Source organism: Mesorhizobium sp. M1329, assembly GCF_040318035.1.
In the GTDB taxonomy this organism is placed as follows: domain Bacteria; phylum Pseudomonadota; class Alphaproteobacteria; order Rhizobiales; family Rhizobiaceae; genus Mesorhizobium.
The window spans coordinates 67,331-89,438 of the sequence record NZ_JAMYLN010000024.1 but is presented as its reverse complement, the minus strand read 5'-3'; the positions used below and the strand labels follow the sequence as shown (position 1 = coordinate 89,438).

Genomic DNA, 22,108 nt, shown 5'->3' with positions numbered 1-22,108 from the left:
TCGCCATATCCGAATGGTGTTGGCAAGTCCCGAGCGATTATCCCGCAGGATTTGTCGCCTATTTTCAGCCGACAAGAATTGGAGAGCTGACATGACTACGCGGAATGGAAAGGCGGCGCTTGTAACCGGCGCCTCGAAGGGTATCGGTGCCGAAATTGCCAGAAGGCTGGCACGCGACGGCTTTTCGGTGGTCGTCAACTATGCCAGGGGCGCCGAAGCCGCCGAAGGCGTGGTGCGCGGGATCGAGGCAGCGGGCGGCACGGCGATCGCAGTTCAGGCCGATGTCGGCGATCCCAAGGGCGCGGCGCATCTGTTCGACGCAGCCGAGCAGGCCTTTGGCGGCCTCGACGTGCTGGTCAACAATGCCGGCATCATGAAGCTCGCGCCGATCGCGCAGATGGACGACACCGGTTTCGAGCAGCAGGTCGCGGTGAACCTCGGCGGCGTCTTCCGCGGCATGCGCGAGGCCGCAAGAAGGCTGCGCGAAGGCGGCCGCATCATCAGCTTCTCGTCCAGCGTGGTCGGGCTCTACCAGCCGACCTACGGTGTCTACGCTGCCACCAAGGCCGGCGTCGAGGCGATGACGCATGTGCTGGCCAAGGAACTCGGGCTGCGCGGCATCACCGTCAATGTCGTGGCGCCGGGGCCGGTGGCCACCGAGCTGTTCCTCGGCGGCAAGTCCGAGGCACTGGTCGAGACGATCACCAAGATGATCCCGCTCGGGCGGCTCGGCCAGCCCGCTGACATCGCCGGCGTGGTGTCGTTCCTCGCCGGACCGGACAGCGGCTGGGTCAACGGCCAGGTGCTGCGCGCCAATGGCGGCACGGTCTGACTTTACTTCCAGCAACCAACAGGAAATCGACATCATGCCATTTGCAAACTTCAAGGTGCCTGAGCGCGCGCTGTCCGCCGGACAGAAGGAGGACCTCGTCCACAAGACCACGGCCCTGTTCGTCGAGATGTTCGGCGAAGGCGTTCGGCCCTACACGATGGTGCTGATCGAGGAGGTCGCCGATGGCGGCTACGGCCGCGCCGACGTGGTGTTCACGATTCCTGAGCGGAAGACGTGAAGCTGCCGATCTCCTCCCTCGTGGGACCGTCAAGGGGAGATTGCAGCTTAGAGGTCGCGCGCTAGATCGCTGGCAGAGGCTAAGGCGAGGCCAGCAATGGACGATTGGAAGCTACCTTGGGACGGCGGTTGCCTGTGCGGCGGAATACGCTTTCGCATCAGCGCGCCGCCTTTGCTGACGACTGCGTGTCACTGCACCGGCTGCCAGAAGCTGAGCGCCAGCGCGTATTCCTTGACCATGGCCGTGCCCAGCGACGGTTTCGCCATAACGCAAGGCGAGCCGGTGGTCGGCGGCCTGCACGGCCCGCACCGGCAACTCTATTGCCCGCATTGCAAGAACTGGATGTTCACGCGTCCGCATGGCCTGGACTTTTTCGTCAACGTTCGCGCGACCATGCTGGACGAACATTATTGGTATGTGCCTTTCGTCGAAGTCTTCACGTCGGAAAAGCTGCCCTGGGCTTCGACCGCCGCTACCCACAGTTTCGCTACGCAGCCCGACCTTGAGGGATACGCCCCTTTGATCGAAGCGTTCGCCCGCGAAGCGGCGCGGCCAACCTGACTGGTTGCCGCCCGGAAGGCGGCGCCAGTTTCATGCTTCACCGCAACTCCACCCAGACAGGCGCGTGGTCGCTGGCGCCGGCCTCGCCACGCACGTCGCGGTCGATGCCCGCCGCTACCAGCCGGCGCGACAGCTTCTTCGAGAGCAAGATATGGTCGAGTCGCAGGCCGGCATCGCGCGGCCAGCGATTGCGGCGGTAGTCCCAGAATGTGTAGAGCGTCTCGCTCGGGTGCTTCTTGCGCAGCGCGTCAAGCCAGCCTTGATCGAGCAGGCGCTGGAACGATGCGCGGCTTTCCGGCTGCACCAGCGCGTTGTCGTCATAGGAGCGGGTCGGGTAGATATCGCGCGGTTCGGGCACGATGTTGTAGTCGCCTGCCAGCACCACGGGCAGGCCGGTGTCGAGCAACTGCGCAGCATGCGCCTCCAGCCTTTCGTGCCAGGCCAGCTTGTACTGGAATTTCGGGCCGGGCTGCGGGTTGCCGTTCGGCGCGTAGAGGCAGGCGATGACGATGCCGTTGACCGCCGCTTCGATGTAGCGCGCCTGCTGGTCGCTATCGTCGCCGGGCAGCGCCTCGCGGGTCAGAACGGGTTCTGAGCCACGCGAAAGGATGGCGACGCCGTTCCAGGTCGGCTGCCCGATCCAAACCGCGCCGTAGCCGGCGGCCGCCAGCGCGGTGCGCGGAAACTGCGTCTGCCTGGTCTTGAGCTCCTGCAGGCAGGCGATGTCGGGTTTGGCGGCGGCCAGCCATGCGAGCAGGTTCGGCAGCCGGCCGTTGATGTTGTTGACGTTGAAGGTGGCGATCTTCATCGGCCTGCTTCAGCGCACGATGCGTTCGGTCCACGCCTTCACCGCATCAGCGAGCGTCTTCAGATGATCGGCGGTGGAAAAGCCGGAGATGTTTTTGCGCGGCTTCAGATCATGGTCGCCGTCTTCCAGCCAGAAGATCTCGATCGCGTCGGACAGATCATAGGTCGCGACCTCGTCTTTGGTCCCGAACTCGTCGCGCGTGCCCTGGAAGATCAATGTCGGCGCCTTGAGATCGGCAAGGTGTTTTGTCCGAAGCTGCGTCGGTTTGCCCGGCGGATGGAAGGGATAGCCAAGGCAAAGCAGGCCCGAGATCTCGCCCTTCGAAAACATCTCGTCGGCGATCATCGAAGCGACGCGTCCGCCCATCGACTTGCCGCCGATGATCAGCGGACCCTTCACGCCCTTCGCCCGGAGGTCGGCGATCGCCTTGACGTATTCCGGGTTAACCGTCTCGGCGCGCGGCGGCGGCTTGCGGTGGCCATAGCGGCGGGCCGCCATATAGTGGAATTCAAAGCGCGCAACGCGGAAGCCGGCCGCGGCGAGCGCTTTTGCCGTGGCGGCCATCGAGGCAGAGTCCATCGGCGCCCCGGCGCCATGGGCGAGCAAGATGGCGATTGGGGCAGTGTCGGGGCCGTCGAAGAGGAAGGTGGTCATGGGGCGGCCCACTTATAGAGGCCGCGTTCCGTCCCACCCCCCTCTGGCCTGCCGGCCATCTCCCCCGCAAGGGGGGAGATTGGATGTCGCCATCGCTTTCGCCAATCACCAACGTTGGAAGGCGGGCAGTAAGGAGAAGCTGCCGATCTCCCCACTTGCGGGGGAGATGTCCGGCAGGACAGAGGGGGGTGTTCAAGCGCAGGCATTGGATTACCTTACCCTGCCGACATCCGCGCCAGCTGCAAATCCACGAACTGTATTCCCTTGGCCGCCATACGCGCCCATTCGGAATTGGCATCGAGCTCGAGATAGCGCACCCAGCTCCGCCGCGCCTCGGCGAGATTGCCGGCGTCGAACTCCAGCCTCGCAAGGTTGAACACCGCATCGGCGTACTTCGCATCCAGTGCGATCGCCTTCAGCAAATGGCGGCGCGCCGACGCCACCCGCCCCTCTTCGCTCATCAGCCCGGCCAGATTGAACCAGGCCTCGACGAAGCCGGGATCGAGCTTTATCGCGCGGGCATAGTCGTGCGCCGCCTCGGCCGCGTGGCCGGCGGCACGCAGGCAGTTGGCGCGGTTGAAGGCGGCGATGGCATCGCTCGGGTCGATGGCCAGACAGCGCTGGTAGAGTGCCACGGCCTGCTCGTGGTCTTCAGCCTCTTCAGCCGCCTCGGCTTCGGCGAACAGCTCTTCCAGCGTATCATCATCCTGCGTCCCCAGATCGAACAGCAGCTGGCCGTCGAGTTCGCTCTGGCCTCCCTCGAGATAGATCGCGTCGGCCCGCCCATGCTGCGAGCCGACGGCGAGCGACTTGGCGGTGAGCGAGGCGATCGGGCCCGAGCGGTGCACCGAGCGCGCAATCGCCGCCCATGAGGCGCCGCCGGCGGCCAGCCCGGCATATTTGCGGGCGAGGATCAGGTCGCGAAAGGAATACGGTTCGCAATCATGTTCGAAGGCATCGAACAGCGACAAAAGGTCGAGATCCGCGCCGGTCAGCCGCGACTGGTCGATCAGCGACTGCCGCGACAGCGCCGAAGCCTCCGGCGCCTTCATCAGGCCAAGCAGGCGCAGGAAGCCGTTCTCGCTGACCAGCTTGCGCCCGGCCGCGCGCTCGGTGACGACGCGGCGCTCGATCTCGGCATCATCAGCCTTGGCGAGGAACGTCCGCCCGAACACGACATGGGTGGTCCGTCTGGTGACTCCGCGCCGCAACTGGCCGTGCTGGCGCGCGACCTCGCGCGCCGCCATGCGAAGCGGAAACGCCGCGAGCGCGCCGATGGTGCCGAAGATCGTGCCAGTGGGCGCCGTCACCCTTTGCTCTTACCGACGGCCTGCAGCAGATTGGCCTTGAGCGGGTTTTCCTTGGCGCCGCCCTTGGCGGACTTTGCTTTGGCTGCCGGTTTCGCTGCCTCATCGGCTTTGCTCTTGGACTTGGCCGGCGGCTTGGCCGATTGCGACAGGCTCGCCTTCAGCGCATCCATGAGATTGATGACATTGCCGCGCTCGGGCGCCGCCGCGATGATCGGCTTGTGGCCCTTGAGCTTCTCGCGGATCATCGCCATCAGCGCGATCTCGTAGCGGTCCTCGTAATTCTTCGGGTCGAAGGTGGTTTCCTTCTGCTTGATCAGCGCTTCGGCCAATTGCAGCATTTCGGGATCGGGATTTCCGGCCGGGATATTGCCGAAATATTCAGCCGTGCCACGCACTTCGTTCGGATTCCTCAAGGTGCAGACGAACATGCCGTTCTCGTGCGCGCCGATCGTCACCACGCGTTCGCGGCTGGACAGCACCAGGCGGGCGATCGCCAGTTTGCCGGATTTGCGCATCGCTTCGCGCAGCACGGCGAAGGTCTCCTCGGCCATTGCGCCGTCCGGTGCCAGGTAATAGGGCGCGTCCTGATAGATGACGTCGACCGAATGCTCGTCGACAAAGGCCTCGATGTTCATCGTATGGTTGGATTCGATGCGTACCGCATCGAGATCGGAGTCCTCGATGATGATGTACTGCTTGTCCTCGTATTCGTAGCCCTTGACCAGATCCGAGCGCTCGACCAGCCCGAGTTCGGGGTCGACAGGTTTCATGTTGATGCGGTTGTGCGTCTTCTTGTGCAGCTGGTTGAAGCTGATGCGCTCGCTGGCGCTGGTCGCCGGATAGAGCCGGACCGGACAGCTGACCAGACTGAGCTTGAGGTAACCTTTCCAACTTGCCCTGGGCGCCATGAAATACTCCTACGCGGCCTTGTGCTGTCGAACTGTTTGCAGCGTTCATTCGTCCGCAGGACGAACGGGGCTGCCGAAATCCTACATTGACCCTTACAATACCGGCAAATCCCTAGCGAAATCTTCCTCCGCTGGGAGCCGCCTGCAGGCAAGAGGTCCGTGGCGAAGAATAATTCAAATTTTCCGGAGCGTCGATGGAGTCTGGGCCGCGGCACTACCTCGTGGAGCCTATCACCGGCAAATCCCGGGCGAAATCTTCCATGTCGGCCCAGGGATCGCCTGACGTTGCCAGCAGGCTCGGCAGCGACGAATAATTCAGATCCTGCGGAGCGTCGATGGTCGCCAGATCGCTCCAGCTGACCGGCGTCGAGGCCGGCAAATTGGTGCGGGCGCGCAGCGAATAGGGAGCCGCCGAAGTGTGGCCGCGCGCATTGCGGTGATAATCGATGAAGATGCGGCGCTTGCGGTTGTCCTTGCCCATGGTGGTGGTGAAAGTGTCGGGCGCGGTGGCGGCAAGATGCGTGGAGATGGCGCTGGTCGCCTGGTGCAGTTTCTTCCAGTTCTGCTTTTGCGTGACCGGCACGGTGATGTGGATGCCGTGGCCGCCGGAGGTCTTGGCGAACGGCACCAGTCCTAGCGCTTCCAGCTCGCCCTTAATGTGCACCGCCGCCTCCACCACCTCGCGCCAGGCGATCCCCTCGCCTGGATCGAGGTCGAAAACGATCAGGTCCGGCTTGTCGAGCCGCGTGCGATGGGTGCCCCAGGTGTGGAACTCGACGACGCCGAACTGCGCCAGCGCCAGATAGCCCTTGGCGTCTTCCACCGAGAGGTAGGATTTGGTCTCGCCCTCCGAATTGGTCGCCTCGAAGGTCGCCACCGAGGACGGCATGCCGGTGAAGGCGTGGCGCTGGAAGAAACAGTCCTGCGGCTTGCCGGTCGGGCAACGCACCAGCGACACCGGCCGGCCAAGGATATGCGGCAGCATGAAATCGCCGACCAGCGCGTAATAGACGGCAATGTCGAGCTTGGTCGGGCCGGTCTTGCCGAACAGCCGCCGCGTCGGATTGGTCACCCAGATTGTGGCGAGGTCGGCCTCGGCGATCAGCCGCTTGCGCTTGGCCGAAACCGGCGTCGACAGGCCGACATCACGCAGGCCGCGGAACACGGCATGGCGCAGCGCATTGTCGGTGGTCCGGTTGGCGTAATGGATATGCGCCGAGAGCAGCGGCCGCACCCAGTTCATCTCGCGCATGATTTCGCGGGGAACCCCTTCGGGCGCGGATGCACCCGCCCTTAGTGGCTCCAGCCTGGCCAGCAATTCGCCGGCGGTCCCCGCATCGAAGCCGGTGCCGACCTTGCCGCGATAGTGCAGCTCGCCGTCTTCGAATTCGCCGAGGCCAAGTGCAGCCAACCCCTCTGCCGCATCGGAGACGGTGTAGCCGGCGATGACGAAGTCGCCGGTCTGAAGCGCCTTGGTCTTGGTCCAGGTCTTGGTACGGCCGCTCTGGTAGATGGCCGTGGCGCGCTTGGAGACGACACCCTCGAGCCCCATCTCGGATGCCTGGTCATAAAGCGCCTGGCCGTCGCCTTCGACATGATCGCTGAGCTGGATGGCGGAGTTGGCGCCGAGACCGGACAGCAGTTGCGAAAGCAGCGCCTTGCGCCGGCGGAGCGGCGCTTGTCTCAAGTCCCAGCCGTCGAGATAGAGAAGGTCGAAGGCGTAGAAGTGGAGCTTGTTGCCGGCGCCTTCGGCGAGCGCGTCTTGCAAAAACGCAAAGCGGCTGATGCCCTTGGCGTCGAGCGCGACGACCTCGCCGTCGATGATCGCCTCGCGGCACGGCAGCCTGGCGAATGCAAGCGGCAGGTCGCCATAGCGCTTCGTCCAGTCGAGGCCGGCGCGGGTGATCAGCCTGACCTTCCCGTCGGAAACATGCGCCATGGTGCGGTAGCCGTCGAATTTGATCTCGTGCAGCCAGGCTTCGCCCGTTCGGGCCGCGGGGTCATCGCCGCCCGGCGGCTTCGGAACCTGCGTGGCCAATTGCGGCTCGATCCGGGAAGGCGGCGGCGCCTTGACGGCGCCCGGCAAAGCGCCGGGTTTCAGCGCCACCGGCTTGGCAGGTTTGGCGGCAGGCTTCGGCGTTGCCACCAGCTCCTCGATGCGACGGCCGGATTTGACGCTTTCCGGCCTGGCTTCCAGTATGTCGAGCATGACATCGGCGGCAAGATCGCGCTCCTTGAACAGCAGCCAGTTCTTCTTGCCCTCATCCTCGCCGGGCTTCGGTTTCAGCCGCGTCAGCATCCAGCCGCCATTGAGCTTCTCGCCGGCGAGGCGGAATTTGAAGGAGCCGGTGCGCAGGCTCTTCTCGACATCGTCCATCGGCGCCCAGACGCCGGCATCCCAGACGATCATCGGCCCGCCGCCATATTCGCCTTCGGGAATGACGCCTTCGAAATCGATATATTCGAGCGGATGGTCCTCGGTCTCGACCGCCAGCCTTTTGTCGGCGGGATTGAGCGAGGGGCCGCGCGGCACCGCCCAGCTCTTCAGCACGTCGCCGACCTGCAGGCGCAGATCGTAGTGATCGGCGGTGGCATGATGCTTGTGGACGACGAAACGATTGCCCTCACCGGCAACCAGGCCACCCGCTGGTTCCGGCGTCCTCGTGAACTCGCGCTTGGCGCGATAAGCTTTGAGCTTCGAAGGAGCTGGCATGGACTAGGCGCGGGTGATGGGCAAAAGCGACGAGCGCGACATCAAAATCCCATCGCAGCGGCGCTCCAATGTCACGGCATGGATCCTAGCGTCTTCGCGACGTCGCTTCGCTCCTGCTCCGCCCTGGGATGACGAAGGATGGGAGGTCACGCCGCTCAATCGTCGGTGGCCGGTGTCAATTCGAGTTCGGCCGGCGACAGGCCCTGCTGCAGCTGGCTGAGCCGGAATTCGTCGACCCAATAGGCCTCGCCGTCGACCAGCACGCGCGCGCTGTAGCTGCCGGCCGAAAAACGCTGCGCGGTGATGTAGACCTTGTGGCGGTCGAGCGCGTTCCGCACCGCGGCGCGCTTGGATTTCTGGCTGGCGACGGAACTGGCCATGCTGGTTACTCACGCACAAGCCGCAAGGCGGCATGCCTTAAGGATGGCCGAGAGCGGGTCGGCTGTCAATTTGGCGGCCGCTGCGAGCCCTCGCGCGGTGGCGCCTCCCGCTCTGTGGAAACCGAGCCGGTGCGCTATATTGAACCTGGCGGCTTGGAAAGCGATGCTGATCCGGAGAACTTCACATGACATTGACGATGCGCAAACTCGGCAGCCAGGGGCTGCAAGTCTCGGCAATCGGTCTCGGCTGCATGGGCATGAGCCAGTCCTATGGCCCGGCCGACGAGGCGGAATCGACCGCCACGCTGCACCGCGCCATCGAACTCGGCTGCACCTTCCTCGACACCGCGGAAGTGTACGGGCCGTTCACCAACGAGGAACTGCTCGGCCGCGCGCTGAAGGGCCGGCGCGATGAGGTGACGATCGCGACGAAATTCGGCTTCCGCATTGAAAACGGCAAGCAAGTCGGCACCGAGCGCGACAGCCGGCCTGAACATATCCGCGAGGCTTTGGAAGGTTCGCTGAGGAGGCTCGCCACCGACCACGTCGACCTCCTCTATCAGCACCGCGTCGATCCGGCGGTGCCGATCGAGGATGTGGCGGGTGCTGTCGGCGAGCTGATCGCTCAGGGCAAGGTCCGCTTCTTCGGCCTCTCTGAAGCCGGCGCCGCCAACGTCCGCCGGGCGCATGCCGTGCATCCGGTGTCGGCGGTGCAGAGCGAATATTCACTTTGGGAGCGCAATCTGGAGCCGGAGATCATTCCGCTGTTGAAGGAGCTCGGCGTCGGCCTGGTGCCGTTCTCGCCGCTCGGCCGCGGTTTTCTCACCGGCGACGTCAGGCGCGCCGAAGACTATCCGGAGGGCGATTACCGGCGCGGCGATCCGCGCTACCAGGGCACCAACTATGACGCCAACATGCAGGCGGCGGCCACGGTACTCGACATCGCCGCGGCGAAGCGCGTCAAGCCAGGTCAGATCGCGCTGGCCTGGCTGCTCCACAAGGGGAGCGACTTCGGCATCGACATCGTCCCGATCCCCGGCACCAAGCGCAGAAAATACCTCGAGGAGAACGTCGCCGCGGCTTCGATCAGGCTCGACGCCGCCGAGATGCAGGTGCTCGACGACGCGCTGGCGCCGGGAAAGGTCTCCGGTCCGCGCTACGGCGAGCGCACCATGGTGATGATCGATCGGTAGGTCTTGCATTCTCCCGTTCTTGCGCAAAGCTCCGGCCTTGGCTAGCATCCGCCGGCCGGCATCGAGCGGAGGAGAACGTCGCGGTGGACCGGCTGGAGCGCCGTTGCGTCCCTTCAAACACGAGTTGGGCGCTCAAAGGACACTCCATTTTTGAATCGACGCAAGGAACCTTCCGGAAAACCCATTCCGGTTCCGGGGTCGTGCGCTCATCTGGGAGGAGACTAAATTGATCAACAGACGTGAATTCCTGCTGTCGTCCGCGGCGATGGGCGCCTTGGCGCTGGCCGCTCCGCAATTGGCTATTGCCCAGGACAAGCTGACCATCCTCGGTTCGGTGCCGAGCCTCGGCTTTCCGTTCTTCGTGCACATGCTGAACCAGATCAAGGCGGAAGCCCAGGCGCAGGGCGTCAACCTGATCGAGAGCGACGGCCAGAACTCGGCGCCCAAGCAGACCGCCGATATCGAGGCAGCACTCGTGCAAAAGGTCAACGCCATCGTCATCTCGCCGCTCGACGTCAACGCGCTGGCCCCAGCTATCGAGGAAGCGGTGAAGGCCGGCGTTCCCGTGGTCACCATCGACCGCCGCGTCGAGGGCGTCGAAGGCATCCTCGCCCATGTCGGCGCCGACAATGTCAAGGGCGGCGAGGCCGAAGCACAGGCCATGGTGGCGGCATTCCCGAACGGCGCCAAGATCTTCCATCTGCAGGGCCAGCCCGGTGCCGGCCCGGCGATCGACCGCAACAAGGGTGTACACAACGTCCTCGATCCGATGAAGGACAAGTACCAGATCATCTTCGAGCAGACCGCCAACTTCGCCCGCGCCGAGGCGCTGTCCGTCACCGAGGCCGGCCTTGCCGCCAACGGCAAGCCCGACGCGATCATCTGCGCCAATGACGACATGGCGCTTGGCGCGGTTGAAGCCTGCGCGGCGCGCAACTTCACCGACGTCAAGATCTACGGCTTCGACGCGCTTCCCGAAGCGCTGGTCGCCGTGCGCGACGGCAAGCTGGCCGGCACGGTCGAGCAATTCCCCGGCGAGCAGTCGCGCACCGCGGTGCAGATCGCGGTCGCCTACGCTAGGGACAAGACCGAGCCGAAGGAAAAGCTGGTGCTTTTGACGCCGATCGTCATCGGCAAGGACAATCTCGACAAGGCGGAGAGGCTGGGCGAGACGAAGTAGGCAAAGCCGGCGGGACAGCACCCCCCTCTGGCCTGCCGGCCATCTCCCCCGCAAGTGGGGAGATTGGCAGCTTCATTGGCCTCGCCTCTTCTGCAAGATCGAAAATTGGCGAAAGCCGGCGTGACATCCGATCTCCCCCCTTGCAGGGGGAGATCCAGCAGGACAGAGGGGGTGTTCAAGCGGCGTGAATTGCATCGAAGGAGCATCCTTTGCCAGCCGAAGCCTTGGAGCCATCACCCTCTCCCGCCCTGCTCACCGTCGAGGGCGTGACCAAGCGCTTTGCCGGTGTCACCGCGCTGAACGACGTTTCGCTCGAAGTCCGCCCAGGCGAGATCCTCGGCCTGCTCGGCGAGAACGGCGCTGGCAAATCGACGCTACTCAAGATCCTGTCCGGCGTGATGCCGCCGTCCAGCGGCCGCATCGTCTTCGATGGGGTCGAATTCAGCCCGCACAATCCGCAGGATGCCAAGCGCCACGGCATCGTCACCATCTACCAGGAACTGAGCCTGATCCCGACGCTGACCGTGGCGGAGAATATCTTCATCGGCCGCGCGCCGCTCGGCCGGTTCGGGCTAGTCAGCTGGCGGAAGATGGAGGAAGATTCGCGCGCGATCATCGCTCGCGTCGGCCTCGACCTCGACCCGGCGACGCCGGTGTCGGCGCTGTCGGTGGCCGAGCAGCAGCTGGTCGAGATCGCCCGTGCGCTGTCGCTGAAGAGCCGCTTGATCATCATGGACGAGCCGACCTCGGCGCTGACCGAAACCGAAGTGCACAGGCTGATGTCGATCATGGGCCGGCTGCGCAAGGACGGCGTCGCCATCATGTTCGTCACCCACCGGCTGGAAGAGGCCTCGGCGATCTGCGACCGCATGACGGTGCTGCGCGACGGCAGGCTGGCCGGCCATCTAGACCGCGAAGGTGGGCCGATCAAACTGCCGAAGATTATCGAGAAGATGGTCGGCCGCGCCGCTTCCGAGCTCTATGCCAGGCCGACGCAGCGCGACGTCGCCGGCGACGTCAGGCTCTCGGTGCGCGGCCTGCGCACGGTGCGCGATCCGCAGGCGCCGCACGCCATCGTGCTCGAAGGCGTCGATCTCGACCTCAAGGCGGGCGAGATCCTCGGCGTCGCCGGGCTCGTCGGCTCCGGCCGCACCGAGCTCGCTCGCGCCATCTTCGGCGCCGACCGCATTGCCGCCGGCACCATCAGGCTCGACGGCAAGCCGATCGCGCCCGCCTCACCCGCCGACGCCATCGAGCTCGGCATCGGCCTGGTGCCGGAGGACCGCAAGCACCAGGCAATCTTCGCCGCACTCGCCATCCTCACCAATTTCTCGATCGCCGCGCTCGACCGCTACTCCAATGTCGGCTTCATGGCCGAGCGGCGCGAGCGCGAGGCGTTGGCGAACTACAGGAAGACGCTGTCGATCCGCATGGCCTCGCCCGAGCAGGCGATCGAGGGACTGTCGGGAGGCAACCAGCAGAAGGTCATCCTTGCCCGCTGGCTGGCGCGCGACCCCAAGGTGCTGATCGTCGATGAACCGACGCGTGGTGTCGATGTCGGCGCCAAGGCGGAGGTGCACCAGATCCTGGTGGAGCTCGCGGCGCGCGGCATCGCCATCATGATGATCTCGTCCGAGCTGCCCGAAGTGCTTGCGGTGTCGGACAGGATCATGACCATGCGGCGCGGGCGCATTACCGGCGAGATGCCCGGCATCGAGGCGACCGAGGAGAAACTGATGGAACTGATGGCGCTCGACCAGAAGCAGGAAGCAACGCAATGACCAGCACGACCGAACGGAGCCAGCGCGGCGGCGTCAATATTGCGCGCCTGCTAATGAGCTTCGGCCCACTGATGTTCCTGGCGTTGCTGATCGTCGTTTTCACCGTGCTGAAGCCGAGCTTCATCGACCCGATCAACCTGTTCAACATCATGCGCCAGATCTCGATCACCGGGCTGATCGCGCTCGGCATGACCTTCGTAATCCTGACCGCCGGTATCGACCTGTCGGTCGGCTCGCTGCTAGCCTTCTGCGGCATGGTCGCGGCGGTGGTAGCCAAAGGCGGCACCGCCAACACGCTGTCGCTGTCGACGTCTGGCACGCAGGGCTATGGCTGGTTCGCCGCCCTTCTCGCTGCCGTCGTAGTCGGCGCCGTGGCCGGCAGCGTCCAGGGCTTTGCCATCACCAGGCTGAAAGTGCCGCCCTTCGTCGTCACGCTCGGCGGCCTAACCGTGTTTCGCGGCCTGACCTTGACAATCTCCAATGGCGGCCCGATCTCCGGCTTCGACGCCTCGATGCGCTGGTTCGGTACCGGCTTGATCGGCCCGGTTCCGGTGCCGGCGATCATCTTCGCGATTGCCGCGATCCTTTGCCATATTGTGCTGCGCTACACGCGCTACGGTCGCGGGGTCTACGCCGTCGGCGGCAATGCCGAGGCCGCGCGGCTCTCCGGCCTGCGGGTCGACCGCATCCTGATCTCGGTCTACATCATCGTCGGCTTCTTCGCCGGCCTTGCCGCCTTCGTTTTGTCGGCGCGGCTCAACTCCTCCGAAGCCGTCGCCGGCATCGGCTACGAGCTGACGGTGATCTCGGCGGTCGTCATCGGCGGCACCTCGCTATTCGGCGGCATCGGCAGCGTCGGCGGCACGGTAGTCGGTGCAGGACTGATCGGCGTCTTGCAGAACGGGCTGCAGTTCAACAACGTCTCGTCCTACACGCAAAGCATCGTCATCGGCCTGATCCTGATCCTCGCCGTGGCCTTCGACCGCTGGCTGAAATCGCGGGTAAGGCGGTGATGGCGGAGAAGCGACGATTCTCGCTGCAAGGCAGCAGGAGGTTGGCGAAGCGCTGGCAACAGCCAATCTCCCCCCTTGCGGGGGAGATGTCCGGCAGGACAGAGGGGGGTGGGAAGGATCGCCAACGTCCCAATCTGAGCCGCTTCCAAGCCCATTCCAGCAGGAGGATTAGACTGCAAATGGCTGACAAGCTGGCGGGGCAGCACCCCCCTCTGCCCTGCCGGGCATCTCCCCCGCAAAGGGGGGAGATCGGCCGTCACCCATGACTTCGCCAATCACGAAGACAGGGGCGCCTAGTGGGGCACGATCTCGTTCCGTCACGCCAGCGCAAGAATGCAAAATCCATGCGTCGCGTGATGACCGACGCCGAGCTGAAACTGTGGAATGAGCTTCGCGCGCATCGGCTGATGGATTTGAGCTTTCGCCGACAGGTGCCGATTGGACCCTACATTGTGGATTTTGCCTGCCCGACGCACAGCCTCATCGTCGAGATCGATGGCAGCCAGCACGCCGATGCTGAGCACGCCGAGCGGGATAGGATACGCAGCGCCTATTTGGAGAGCAGCGGCTGGACTATCCTGCGTTTCTGGAACGACGACGTCATTCGCGATATCGACAATGTCTGTCAGCACATCGTAATCGTGGCCGGCGAAGATACGCGCTGAACTCGGCCGTGCAGGGGTCGGTGGGACAGTACCTTCTCTGTCCTGCCGGCCATCTCCGCTCAAAGGGGCAGGTTTCTGAGGCGAGGTGCCAATGACTCAAATAAGGACCATGACCGAACAGGACGTTCCGGCGGTGTCGCGGCTGCTTGGAGGGTCCTGGCGACACACCTATTCGCCGATCCTGGGTGCCGAGACTACGGCACTGCTGTCGGATGAGAAGCACGCGCCGGAGCGGCTGGCGGCCGAGCTCAGGGATGACAACAGGATGTCCTTCGTCGCCGAGCGGGCTGACGGCTCGCTCGCCGGCTACGCGATGGCGGCGATGGACGACCAGGGCGAGGTCATGCTCGAGCGGCTCCATATCGACAAAAGCGAGTACGGCACCGGCCTTGCCGCCGACCTGCTGCACGCCGTTCTTGCCGCGCATGCGGGTATTCCCAGCATCGCCCTGGAGGTGATCGAGGGCAACGACCGCGCAATTGCCTTCTATCGCAAGCACGGCTTCGAGGTCGTCGAGCGCCGGCCGGCTGCACACGGCGTGGGCGGCCACGCCTCGCTGATCATGCGCCGGCTGCTGTCGATGGCTTAGAGCGCTGTCGGCGAAGCTGCCAATCTCCCCACTTGAGGGGGAGATTGGCCGGCACCCCGGCTTTCGCCAATCTCCAGAGTTCGCTCAAAACGCGCCAGCTCAGGCCGGGGCGTTGACGCGTTGCGGGCGCGTTGCCCAGTCGGCAACCGTCGCGCCGGCAACGCTCTCGCCGGCAACCGTCCCGTTCGTCTGCGGCGCAAGCAGGTCGTTGCGGCGGGCGAAGGCAACGACGGTGGCGCGCGCGGTTTCGGCGTCGATCTCTCCTTCCAATGCGGCACGGCACGCTTTTGCGGCAATGTCATGCGCAGCCGTCCGGCTCGTTGCCGGCCATTCAGCCAAAAGCGCATAGGCCTCAGCCGCGCTTTCTATCTTCGTCGGCGTACCGAGGCCGGTGAGGATGGTAACCGGCTTGTCGAACGAAGCACGATCCATGACACTCTCCTTTCCTGGCTCAATCGGCTCCTTTCGGAACTCAACCGCGCCGGCGCTTCGATCCGTCTGCAGGACGGCGTCGATCGGCGAATGCAATACGGCTTGCATGCCCGGCCGCGGCAGCAGCCGATGCACCTTGACCAGCGCCTCGAGCCAGGCGGCCATGCCCAGCGGCGGATGTTCGCGCCCGTAGAGCCACGCCTTTGCCTTGGCTATGGGGTACCCCGCCTCTTCGGCGAAATCGGTTTCCGACCACCGCAGCAGGCGCAGGCATTCGCGCATCCTCGCCGCGATCATTTGGGCTCCTTCGTGCCGGCCCCCACGCGTTGAGCCGACAGAAACATCAGCGTGTAGGCCGCCTTGCGGCGGTCCCAGCCGGCCGACTCGGCCATATCCAGCAAGCCTTCGACCAAAGGCGCCAGCGCCGCCCTGCAGTCGGTTTCATAGTTGAAATCGTTTTTCGGGCGGGTCGGCGCCGCGATCTTTCCAAAACTGTCCATCATATCCATGGCAACACCTGCTCAGCATTAGTCCCGGACCGGCAAGACCGTGCCCGCTTTTGGCGGACATGGCCCATCTGCCGTTTCGAAGTCGCGCTTTGGAAGCCTGGCCTTAGAAGTCCATGCCGCCTCCGCCGGGCATCACCGGCGCGGCAGCTTCCTTCTTCGGCTTCTCGGCCACCATCGCCTCGGTCGTCACCAGCAGGCCGGCAACAGAGGCGGCACCCTGCAGCGCAGTGCGTACGACCTTGGCCGGGTCGATGACGCCCTGCCCGTACAGGTCGCCGAACTCGTTGGTCTGGGCGTTCCAGCCATAGCCGAAGTCGGTCGTCTCGCGCAGCTTGCCGACGATGATCGAACCTTCCGCACCGGCGTTCTCGGCGATCTGGCGCACCGGCGCTTCGATGGCGCGACGCACGATGTCGACACCGGTCTTCTGATCGGGATTGTCGACGACGACGTTATCGAGCGCCTTCGCCGCCCTCAGCAGCGCCACGCCGCCGCCGGGCAGGATACCCTCCTCGACCGCCGCGCGTGTGGCGTGCATGGCGTCGTCGACGCGATCCTTGCGCTCCCTGACCTCGATCTCGGTCGAGCCGCCGACGCGGATGACTGCGACACCGCCAGCGAGCTTGGCCAACCGCTCCTGCAGCTTCTCGCGGTCGTAGTCGGAGGTGGTTTCCTCGATCTGCGCCTTGATCTGGCTGATGCGGGCCTGGATTTCATCCTTGCGGCCGGCACCGTCGACGATGGTGGTGTTCTCCTTCTCGATCAGCACCTTCTTGGCGCGGCCGAGCATCTCCAGTGTGACGTTCTCGAGCTTGATGCCGAGGTCTTCCGAGATCGCCGTGCCGCCGGTCAGGATGGCGATGTCTTCGAGCATGGCCTTGCGGCGATCACCGAAGCCCGGCGCCTTGACGGCCGCAACCTTCAGGCCGCCGCGCAATTTGTTGACGACCAGCGTCGCCAGCGCCTCGCCTTCGACGTCCTCGGCGATGATCAACAGCGGCTTGCCGGATTGCACGGCGGCTTCGAGCACAGGAAGCATGGCCTGCAGGTTGGACAGCTTCTTCTCGTGGATCAGCACATAGGGTTCTTCGAGTTCGACGCGCATCTTATCCTGGTTGGTGATGAAATAGGGCGAGAGATAGCCACGGTCGAACTGCATGCCTTCGACCACTTCCAACTCAGTCTCAGCGGTCTTGGCTTCCTCGACAGTGATGACACCCTCATTGCCAACCCTTTCCATCGCCTCTGCGAGGAAGCGGCCGATCTCGGCATCGCCATTGGCAGAGATGGCGCCGACCTGAGCGATTTCGTCGTTCCTGGTCACCTTGCGGGCATTGGATTTCAGGTCGGCGACGACGGCGTCGACCGCCTTGTCGATGCCGCGCTTCAAATCCATCGGGTTCATGCCGGCAGCGACCGCCTTGGCCCCTTCCCTGACAATGGCCTGAGCAAGAATCGTCGCAGTCGTGGTGCCATCGCCTGCGGTGTCGCTGGTCTTCGAGGCGACCTCGCGCACCATCTGCGCGCCCATATTCTCGAACTTGTCCTCCAACTCGATTTCTTTGGCGACAGTCACGCCGTCCTTGGTGATGCGCGGCGCGCCGAACGACTTGTCGAAGACGACATTGCGGCCCTTGGGACCGAGCGTTACCTTCACCGCATTGGCGAGAATATCGACGCCGCGCAGCATTTTCTCGCGGGCTTCGGTATGAAATTTCACATCTTTGGCAGCCATTGGATCACTCCTTCGAATAGGCAGCTTTTCGTTGACTGGAATGCTTGTTCAGGCCCCGCTCAGGCGGCCCTCTTCATCTCGCCGGCGCCCTCGATAACGCCCAGCACGTCGCTCTCTTTCATGATGAGCAGATCCTCGCCATTGAGCTTGATCTCGGTGCCGGACCATTTGCCGAACAGGATGCGGTCGCCGACCTTGACGTCGAGCGGCTGCAACTGGCCGCTGTCGTCGCGCGCGCCCGGACCGGCGGCAATGACCTCGCCCTCCTGCGGCTTCTCCTTGGCGGTGTCGGGGATGATGATGCCGCCGGCGGTCTTCTCGTCGACCTCGATGCGGCGGACCAGGATACGGTCGTGCAATGGACGGAACGTCATGTCGTTCTCCTCTCGGGACAAACAGATTTTCGAAAATCCTCCTGACCGGACCGGCAATATCGGCCCGGTACGGGGTGCGCGACCCTTCATCAGGCATCGCGCGCATACGAACTAGTCGCGCTTTTTTCAGCTTTCAAGAGGATCAGGCAAAAATTTTAGCACTCGGCACCTGAGAGTGCCAATACGCTGTAGACGTTCGCACATTAGCCGCTCTCAGCTACATGCGGCTCAAATTTTGGCAGGATATTTTCAAAATCCCGCCCATCCGGAGCCCTCGTGGCGGCTGGAACCTATGTGGAAGGCGAGGCGTTTTGCGAACTGAGATTTCAACGGACCGAGATTTCAACGGAAAGGACGATCGCATGACCAGCAGGGACTTTCAGCTCCAGATGCAAGGGTTTGGCCTCACCACGGCGGAGATCCACTACCGCCTGCCCGATCATCGGAGCCTGCTGCAGCTCTACATCTGGCAGGAATACGATATTGCCCCCGATTTCCCGACGCTGAAGCATTTCCTCGATTTCTGGGAGCGCGAGATCGAAGGCCCGCTGCATTCGGTGCGCGTCGCCCATCATCACCTGATCCAGCCCTCCGAATGGCGGGCCGTAAACGGCATTATCACCGTCCACTGAGGAGCAAGCCGATCAGCCGCTAGACAGCGGACAAAGTCTCCGAAGTGGGGAAAGGCAGCTGCCTCTCCCCACTTGTTTTGGACCTCACAATATCGGAGGGGGTCCGGACTAGCCGGCGTGGTCGACAGGCTTGCGGGCCGATGCGAGCAATCCGGCCTTGCGCGCCGCCCTGACGAAGGCCTTGCGCGCATCATGCGCGGTACGCCAACCGTCGAGCGCGTCCCGGCAGGTCCGATAGGCAGCGCGCCAACTCCGGCCGCGTGCACGGTCCGGCCACTGCTGGCGCATGCATTCGATGGCTTCCCAACTGCTGGCGACCTTGCGCTCGCTGGATTGGAATTTCAACGTGATCGGCTCGGTAAAGCGGACGTCGTCCATCACTTCCTCCTTGTTTTCTGATCGTCTTCTTGTTTGAGCAAGCAACGTTATGCAGGCGGGCACCGGCGGCCGGCCGGCGCCGCTGAAGGACATGGTTCGCCTCTTTGCGCGGTTCAAGAGCATGGGGCGCGGTTCAAGAGTATCGCGGCGACAGCCGGTTATTCGTCCTCGTCCGGCCCTTGCAGCAGTTCGATCAGCGTCGCTACCCTTGCCGTCGGCAGCGGCCGGCCCTCGTTCACCAGAGCCTCGTCGGCGGCGATCCAGGCCAGGGCCTCGCGCAATTCCTGGACCGTTCCGTCCGTCGCCGCAATGTCGGCGATCACGGCTTCATCGACCGGGCCCAGCACAGAAATGATCTCGTCGCGTGTCATGGTCAGCTCCATCTGCAAGTGCCGGGAATGGGCCCGGCAACAGAAGAATCTGGGTCTTGACCTGCAGCAGACAATAACCGCCGGGGAACTCGGCGTTGGTGATTGAAGCCAGCCGGCAGCCAGGCAATCTCCTGCCGGACATCTCGCCGCAAATAGGGGGATTGGCAGCCTCGCCGAACGGACCGAAAAACCGGGCCGAAAAACCGGCAACGCGAAAGCCACCGGGTCTTGACTTGCGACGGACAATAACCAGATCGAAGGCATCGGTCGCCGAAATGGGGCCGGCGGAACCAGGGAGCGCCAGCTCTTTGGCGCCCCTCGTATCTATGTTGCTCGATGGAGGATGTAGCTATGAGAACCGCAGTCGACTTTTCCCCGCTCTATCGGTCGAGCATCGGCTTCGACCGCATCTTCAACCTGCTGGAAAATGCTCCGCAGGCTTTCGACGCCTGGCCGCCCTATGACATCGCGCGCAGCGGCGAGAATAACTACCGCGTCACTATCGCCGTCGCTGGTTTTTCCGAGGACGACCTCGAAATCACCCATGAACCCAACCTCCTGATTATCTCTGGCCAGCACAAGGAGCCGGATAACGCGGAGTATCTGCATCGTGGCCTCGCCACACGGCCCTTTACGCGCCGTTTCGAGCTTGCTGATCACGTCAAGGTCGCGGGCGCCTCGCTCGACAACGGCCTGCTCAGCATCGATCTGGTACGTGAGGTGCCCGAGGAGATGAAGCCTCGGCGCATCGCCATCGCGACCGATGTCGCGGCGCCGAAGACCGGGCCGAAGGTCGCGCAGGTCGAAGCAAACAAGCAGGCTGCCTGAATGCACCAGTCGAGAAAGGAGACTATGCAATGGCTATTCGTGATCTCATTCCCTGGGGCCGGGAGAACAATCAGGCCCCCAGCCTGTTGCGCAACGGCGATCGCGATCCCTTCCTGACGCTGCATCGCGAAATGAACCGCTTGTTCGACGAGGCGTTCCGCGGCTTCGACACGCGGCTGCCGTCGCTCGGTGGCTTCTCCGCTGCCCGCGCCAGCTGGCCCAGTGTCGAAATCTCCGATGGCGAAAAGGAGATCCGCGTCACTGCCGAGATCCCCGGCATGGACGAGAAGGACGTCGAGCTGCTACTCGACGACGGCGTGCTGACGCTGCGCGGCGAGAAGCGCGAAGAGACCGAGGACAAGGACAGGCAGTTCTCCGAACGCTTCTATGGCCGTTTCGAGCGGCGGATCCCGCTCGGCTACGAAGTCGACGAAGACAAGGTGAACGCGGCGTTCCGGAACGGCGTGCTCAGCGTGACGCTGCAGAAGACGTATCGCGCCCAGGCAAAGGCAAAGCGTATCGCCATCAACGACGGCAAGTCCTGATGGCTCGCAGCAGGACGACGCCCCCTTCTGCTCTGCCGGTTCGGGCGGGCAGAGGGGGGCAAATGTCGATGACCCGTTCTCCCGACACTCCGGTTCCGCCTGACCAGGCGCAGCACGCCCTGCAGTGCCTGACGACCGAGCATTTCGTGCTGCAAAACGCTCGCGCCGCGACCATTCAGGAAGCGAACCAGCGAGCCGATCTGTTCCTGACCTCGGTCTCGAGCGCTACGATTGCCTTGTCCTTCGTCGCGCAGGTCACGGAGATGGGCAGGCCGTTCGTGTTGTTCAGCCTGATCTTGCTGCCTTGCCTTTTCTTCATCGGACTGGTCACGTTCGTGCGCGCGGTGCAGGTTGCCATCGAGGACATGGTGCATGCCCGCGGCATGGCCAGGATCCGCCACTATTTCGTCGAACTGGCGCCCGTCCTGCAAAGATACCTTGTCAATTCCACGCATGACGACCCTTCGGCGGTGCTGGTCGACAAAGGTCTCAGGCCCTCGCCGCTGCAATATTTCATGACCACCGCGGGGATGGTGGGCACGATCAACGGCGCCATAGCGGGCGTCTTCACGGGCATCGTTGTTAAGTCCGCTTTCGGCGGAGGCATGTCGCCCGGCGTGATTTGCGGGCTGGCGGTCTTCGCCACATGCATTCTCGTCCTGCGGCGTTATCATAGTCGCGCCTGGGCGGCGGCCGAAGAAAGCTTGCCCGCACGGTTCCCGGGCGACGATGGCGACAGCGAAAGCTAGCGCCGACGCAACCCGATGTCGAAAAGTGGCAGGGCGCCGCCCTTGCGTCTTGCGCGCCAATTGACCATCCTCGCCAACATCACTTTGCACCGCGGCCGGGGGGTTCGCATATGCCGACGCTTTATGCGCTGAAACCGGCCTTCCAGGCCAGGCTGCGGCCGATTGCCGACGGCCTGGCCAGGGCGGGCATCACCGCCAACCAGATCACGCTGCTGGCCGCGGCCGTCTCGCTAGCCACCGGCCTTGTGGTGGCAGCCCTTGCCGGCCACCGTGTGGTCTTTCTGCTGATGCCGCTCGTGCTGTTTATGCGAATGGCGCTGAATGCGATCGACGGTATGCTCGCAAGGGAACATGGCCAGGCCTCGAAGCTCGGCATGTATCTCAACGAGCTCTGCGATGTTGTCTCGGATCTCGCTTTGATCCTGGCCTTTGCCGTCATTTTTCCTGTCTGGGGCGTCGTTGCATTTGCTATCGCGGCGATGATCACGGAGTTCGCCGGTGTGCTCGGCATCGCCGCAGGAACCGGGCGCAACTATGCCGGCCCGTTCGGCAAAAGCGACCGGGCGCTGGCGCTCGGCATCGTAGCCGTGCTTATCGCGTCCGGCCTGTGGGTCCCGGCGCTCACGCCGCTCGTGTTTCCGGCCATGGCTACACTCTCGCTGGCGACCGCCATCAACCGGATACGCAGCGGCCTTAACGGGAGCGGCAGCTGAATTCCGGTCTCGCCAGG

General features: G+C 64.0%; 26 protein-coding genes. 14 read left to right on the top strand and 12 right to left on the bottom strand.

What is annotated here, in order from left to right:
- Positions 1–91 precede the first annotated feature (91 nt).
- From NKH21_RS22795 to NKH21_RS22785, 3 genes are all read left to right on the top strand, one after another.
- Positions 92–832 (top strand): SDR family oxidoreductase, encoded by a 741-nt coding sequence (locus NKH21_RS22795; RefSeq protein WP_352867664.1) that lies wholly within the window; start codon positions 92–94, stop codon positions 830–832.
- 34 nt (positions 833–866) lie between these two features.
- Positions 867–1,070: a tautomerase family protein gene (locus tag NKH21_RS22790; RefSeq protein ID WP_352867662.1), complete on the top strand. Its 204-nt coding sequence runs from the start codon at positions 867–869 to the stop codon at positions 1,068–1,070.
- A 96-nt stretch (positions 1,071–1,166) separates the two neighbouring features.
- A complete protein-coding gene (locus tag NKH21_RS22785) occupies positions 1,167–1,631 on the top strand; it encodes a GFA family protein (RefSeq protein ID WP_352661425.1) in 465 nt (154 codons plus the stop codon).
- Positions 1,632–1,668: 37 nt separating this feature from the next.
- Here the strand turns inward: NKH21_RS22785 and NKH21_RS22780 are convergent, their stop codons facing one another.
- From NKH21_RS22780 to NKH21_RS22755, 6 genes are all read right to left on the bottom strand, one after another.
- Positions 1,669–2,439: an exodeoxyribonuclease III gene (locus NKH21_RS22780; RefSeq protein WP_352867659.1), complete on the bottom strand. Its 771-nt coding sequence runs from the start codon at positions 2,437–2,439 to the stop codon at positions 1,669–1,671.
- Between the two features lie 9 nt (positions 2,440–2,448).
- The gene (locus NKH21_RS22775) at positions 2,449–3,093 is read right to left on the bottom strand and encodes an alpha/beta hydrolase family protein (RefSeq protein ID WP_352867656.1); all 645 of its coding nucleotides are present in this window, start codon (positions 3,091–3,093) and stop codon (positions 2,449–2,451) included.
- A gap of 215 nt (positions 3,094–3,308) precedes the next feature.
- Positions 3,309–4,340 carry a tetratricopeptide repeat protein gene (locus NKH21_RS22770; protein ID WP_352867708.1) on the bottom strand — a complete coding sequence of 344 codons (1,032 nt, stop codon included), beginning with the start codon at positions 4,338–4,340 and terminating at the stop codon, positions 3,309–3,311.
- A gap of 59 nt (positions 4,341–4,399) precedes the next feature.
- Positions 4,400–5,311, bottom strand: a complete 912-nt coding sequence (gene ku / locus NKH21_RS22765; RefSeq protein WP_352867653.1) for a non-homologous end joining protein Ku — start codon at positions 5,309–5,311, stop codon at positions 4,400–4,402.
- Between the two features lie 214 nt (positions 5,312–5,525).
- On the bottom strand, positions 5,526–8,024 hold the full coding sequence (gene ligD, locus NKH21_RS22760) for a DNA ligase D (RefSeq protein ID WP_352867650.1): 2,499 nt from the start codon (positions 8,022–8,024) through the stop codon (positions 5,526–5,528).
- A gap of 155 nt (positions 8,025–8,179) precedes the next feature.
- A complete protein-coding gene (locus NKH21_RS22755; protein ID WP_023675682.1) occupies positions 8,180–8,404 on the bottom strand; it encodes a hypothetical protein in 225 nt (74 codons plus the stop codon).
- A 185-nt stretch (positions 8,405–8,589) separates the two neighbouring features.
- Here NKH21_RS22755 and NKH21_RS22750 point away from each other — a divergent pair, with 185 nt between their 5' ends.
- From NKH21_RS22750 to NKH21_RS22725, 6 genes are all read left to right on the top strand, one after another.
- Positions 8,590–9,597, top strand: a complete 1,008-nt coding sequence (locus NKH21_RS22750; protein ID WP_352867648.1) for an aldo/keto reductase — start codon at positions 8,590–8,592, stop codon at positions 9,595–9,597.
- A gap of 229 nt (positions 9,598–9,826) precedes the next feature.
- A complete protein-coding gene (locus NKH21_RS22745) occupies positions 9,827–10,777 on the top strand; it encodes a substrate-binding domain-containing protein (RefSeq protein ID WP_352867706.1) in 951 nt (316 codons plus the stop codon).
- Between the two features lie 209 nt (positions 10,778–10,986).
- Complete coding sequence (locus tag NKH21_RS22740; RefSeq protein WP_352867645.1) at positions 10,987–12,558, top strand: sugar ABC transporter ATP-binding protein; 1,572 nt, start codon at positions 10,987–10,989, stop codon at positions 12,556–12,558.
- Complete coding sequence (locus tag NKH21_RS22735; protein ID WP_352867642.1) at positions 12,555–13,571, top strand: ABC transporter permease; 1,017 nt, start codon at positions 12,555–12,557, stop codon at positions 13,569–13,571. Before NKH21_RS22740 ends, NKH21_RS22735 begins: the two co-directional genes overlap by 4 nt.
- 296 nt (positions 13,572–13,867) lie before the next feature.
- Complete coding sequence (locus NKH21_RS22730) at positions 13,868–14,236, top strand: endonuclease domain-containing protein (RefSeq protein ID WP_352661451.1); 369 nt, start codon at positions 13,868–13,870, stop codon at positions 14,234–14,236.
- Positions 14,237–14,327: 91 nt separating this feature from the next.
- The gene (locus NKH21_RS22725; RefSeq protein WP_352867639.1) at positions 14,328–14,825 is read left to right on the top strand and encodes a GNAT family N-acetyltransferase; all 498 of its coding nucleotides are present in this window, start codon (positions 14,328–14,330) and stop codon (positions 14,823–14,825) included.
- Between the two features lie 99 nt (positions 14,826–14,924).
- On the opposite strand, the gene NKH21_RS32840 is transcribed toward NKH21_RS22725, so the two are convergent.
- From NKH21_RS32840 to NKH21_RS22705, 4 genes are all read right to left on the bottom strand, one after another.
- On the bottom strand, positions 14,925–15,554 hold the full coding sequence (locus NKH21_RS32840; protein WP_502911909.1) for a DUF982 domain-containing protein: 630 nt from the start codon (positions 15,552–15,554) through the stop codon (positions 14,925–14,927).
- Positions 15,551–15,766: a hypothetical protein gene (locus tag NKH21_RS22715; protein ID WP_352661457.1), complete on the bottom strand. Its 216-nt coding sequence runs from the start codon at positions 15,764–15,766 to the stop codon at positions 15,551–15,553. The genes NKH21_RS32840 and NKH21_RS22715 overlap by 4 nt, the downstream gene beginning before the upstream one ends.
- A 103-nt stretch (positions 15,767–15,869) precedes the next feature.
- Positions 15,870–17,501 carry a chaperonin GroEL gene (groL, locus tag NKH21_RS22710; protein ID WP_352661459.1) on the bottom strand — a complete coding sequence of 544 codons (1,632 nt, stop codon included), beginning with the start codon at positions 17,499–17,501 and terminating at the stop codon, positions 15,870–15,872.
- A 59-nt stretch (positions 17,502–17,560) separates the two neighbouring features.
- Positions 17,561–17,875 (bottom strand): co-chaperone GroES, encoded by a 315-nt coding sequence (locus NKH21_RS22705; protein WP_023718103.1) that lies wholly within the window; start codon positions 17,873–17,875, stop codon positions 17,561–17,563.
- 362 nt (positions 17,876–18,237) lie between these two features.
- Between NKH21_RS22705 and NKH21_RS22700 the strand changes: the two genes are divergently transcribed.
- The gene (locus NKH21_RS22700) at positions 18,238–18,507 is read left to right on the top strand and encodes an usg protein (protein ID WP_023718102.1); all 270 of its coding nucleotides are present in this window, start codon (positions 18,238–18,240) and stop codon (positions 18,505–18,507) included.
- A 108-nt stretch (positions 18,508–18,615) separates the two neighbouring features.
- Here NKH21_RS22700 and NKH21_RS22695 read toward each other — a convergent pair whose 3' ends face one another.
- Complete coding sequence (locus NKH21_RS22695; protein WP_352661462.1) at positions 18,616–18,885, bottom strand: DUF982 domain-containing protein; 270 nt, start codon at positions 18,883–18,885, stop codon at positions 18,616–18,618.
- A 158-nt stretch (positions 18,886–19,043) separates the two neighbouring features.
- On the bottom strand, positions 19,044–19,256 hold the full coding sequence (locus tag NKH21_RS22690; RefSeq protein ID WP_352490081.1) for a hypothetical protein: 213 nt from the start codon (positions 19,254–19,256) through the stop codon (positions 19,044–19,046).
- 351 nt (positions 19,257–19,607) lie between these two features.
- Here NKH21_RS22690 and NKH21_RS22685 point away from each other — a divergent pair, with 351 nt between their 5' ends.
- The 4 genes from NKH21_RS22685 to NKH21_RS22670 all read left to right on the top strand — a co-directional run bounded on the left by NKH21_RS22685 (position 19,608) and on the right by NKH21_RS22670 (position 22,091).
- On the top strand, positions 19,608–20,084 hold the full coding sequence (locus tag NKH21_RS22685; RefSeq protein ID WP_352867635.1) for an Hsp20 family protein: 477 nt from the start codon (positions 19,608–19,610) through the stop codon (positions 20,082–20,084).
- Between the two features lie 29 nt (positions 20,085–20,113).
- A complete protein-coding gene (locus tag NKH21_RS22680) occupies positions 20,114–20,629 on the top strand; it encodes an Hsp20/alpha crystallin family protein (RefSeq protein WP_352867632.1) in 516 nt (171 codons plus the stop codon).
- 68 nt (positions 20,630–20,697) lie between these two features.
- Positions 20,698–21,378, top strand: a complete 681-nt coding sequence (locus NKH21_RS22675) for a hypothetical protein (RefSeq protein ID WP_352867630.1) — start codon at positions 20,698–20,700, stop codon at positions 21,376–21,378.
- Between the two features lie 110 nt (positions 21,379–21,488).
- Complete coding sequence (locus NKH21_RS22670) at positions 21,489–22,091, top strand: CDP-alcohol phosphatidyltransferase family protein (RefSeq protein WP_352867628.1); 603 nt, start codon at positions 21,489–21,491, stop codon at positions 22,089–22,091.
- The last annotated feature ends 17 nt before the right edge of the window (positions 22,092–22,108 follow it).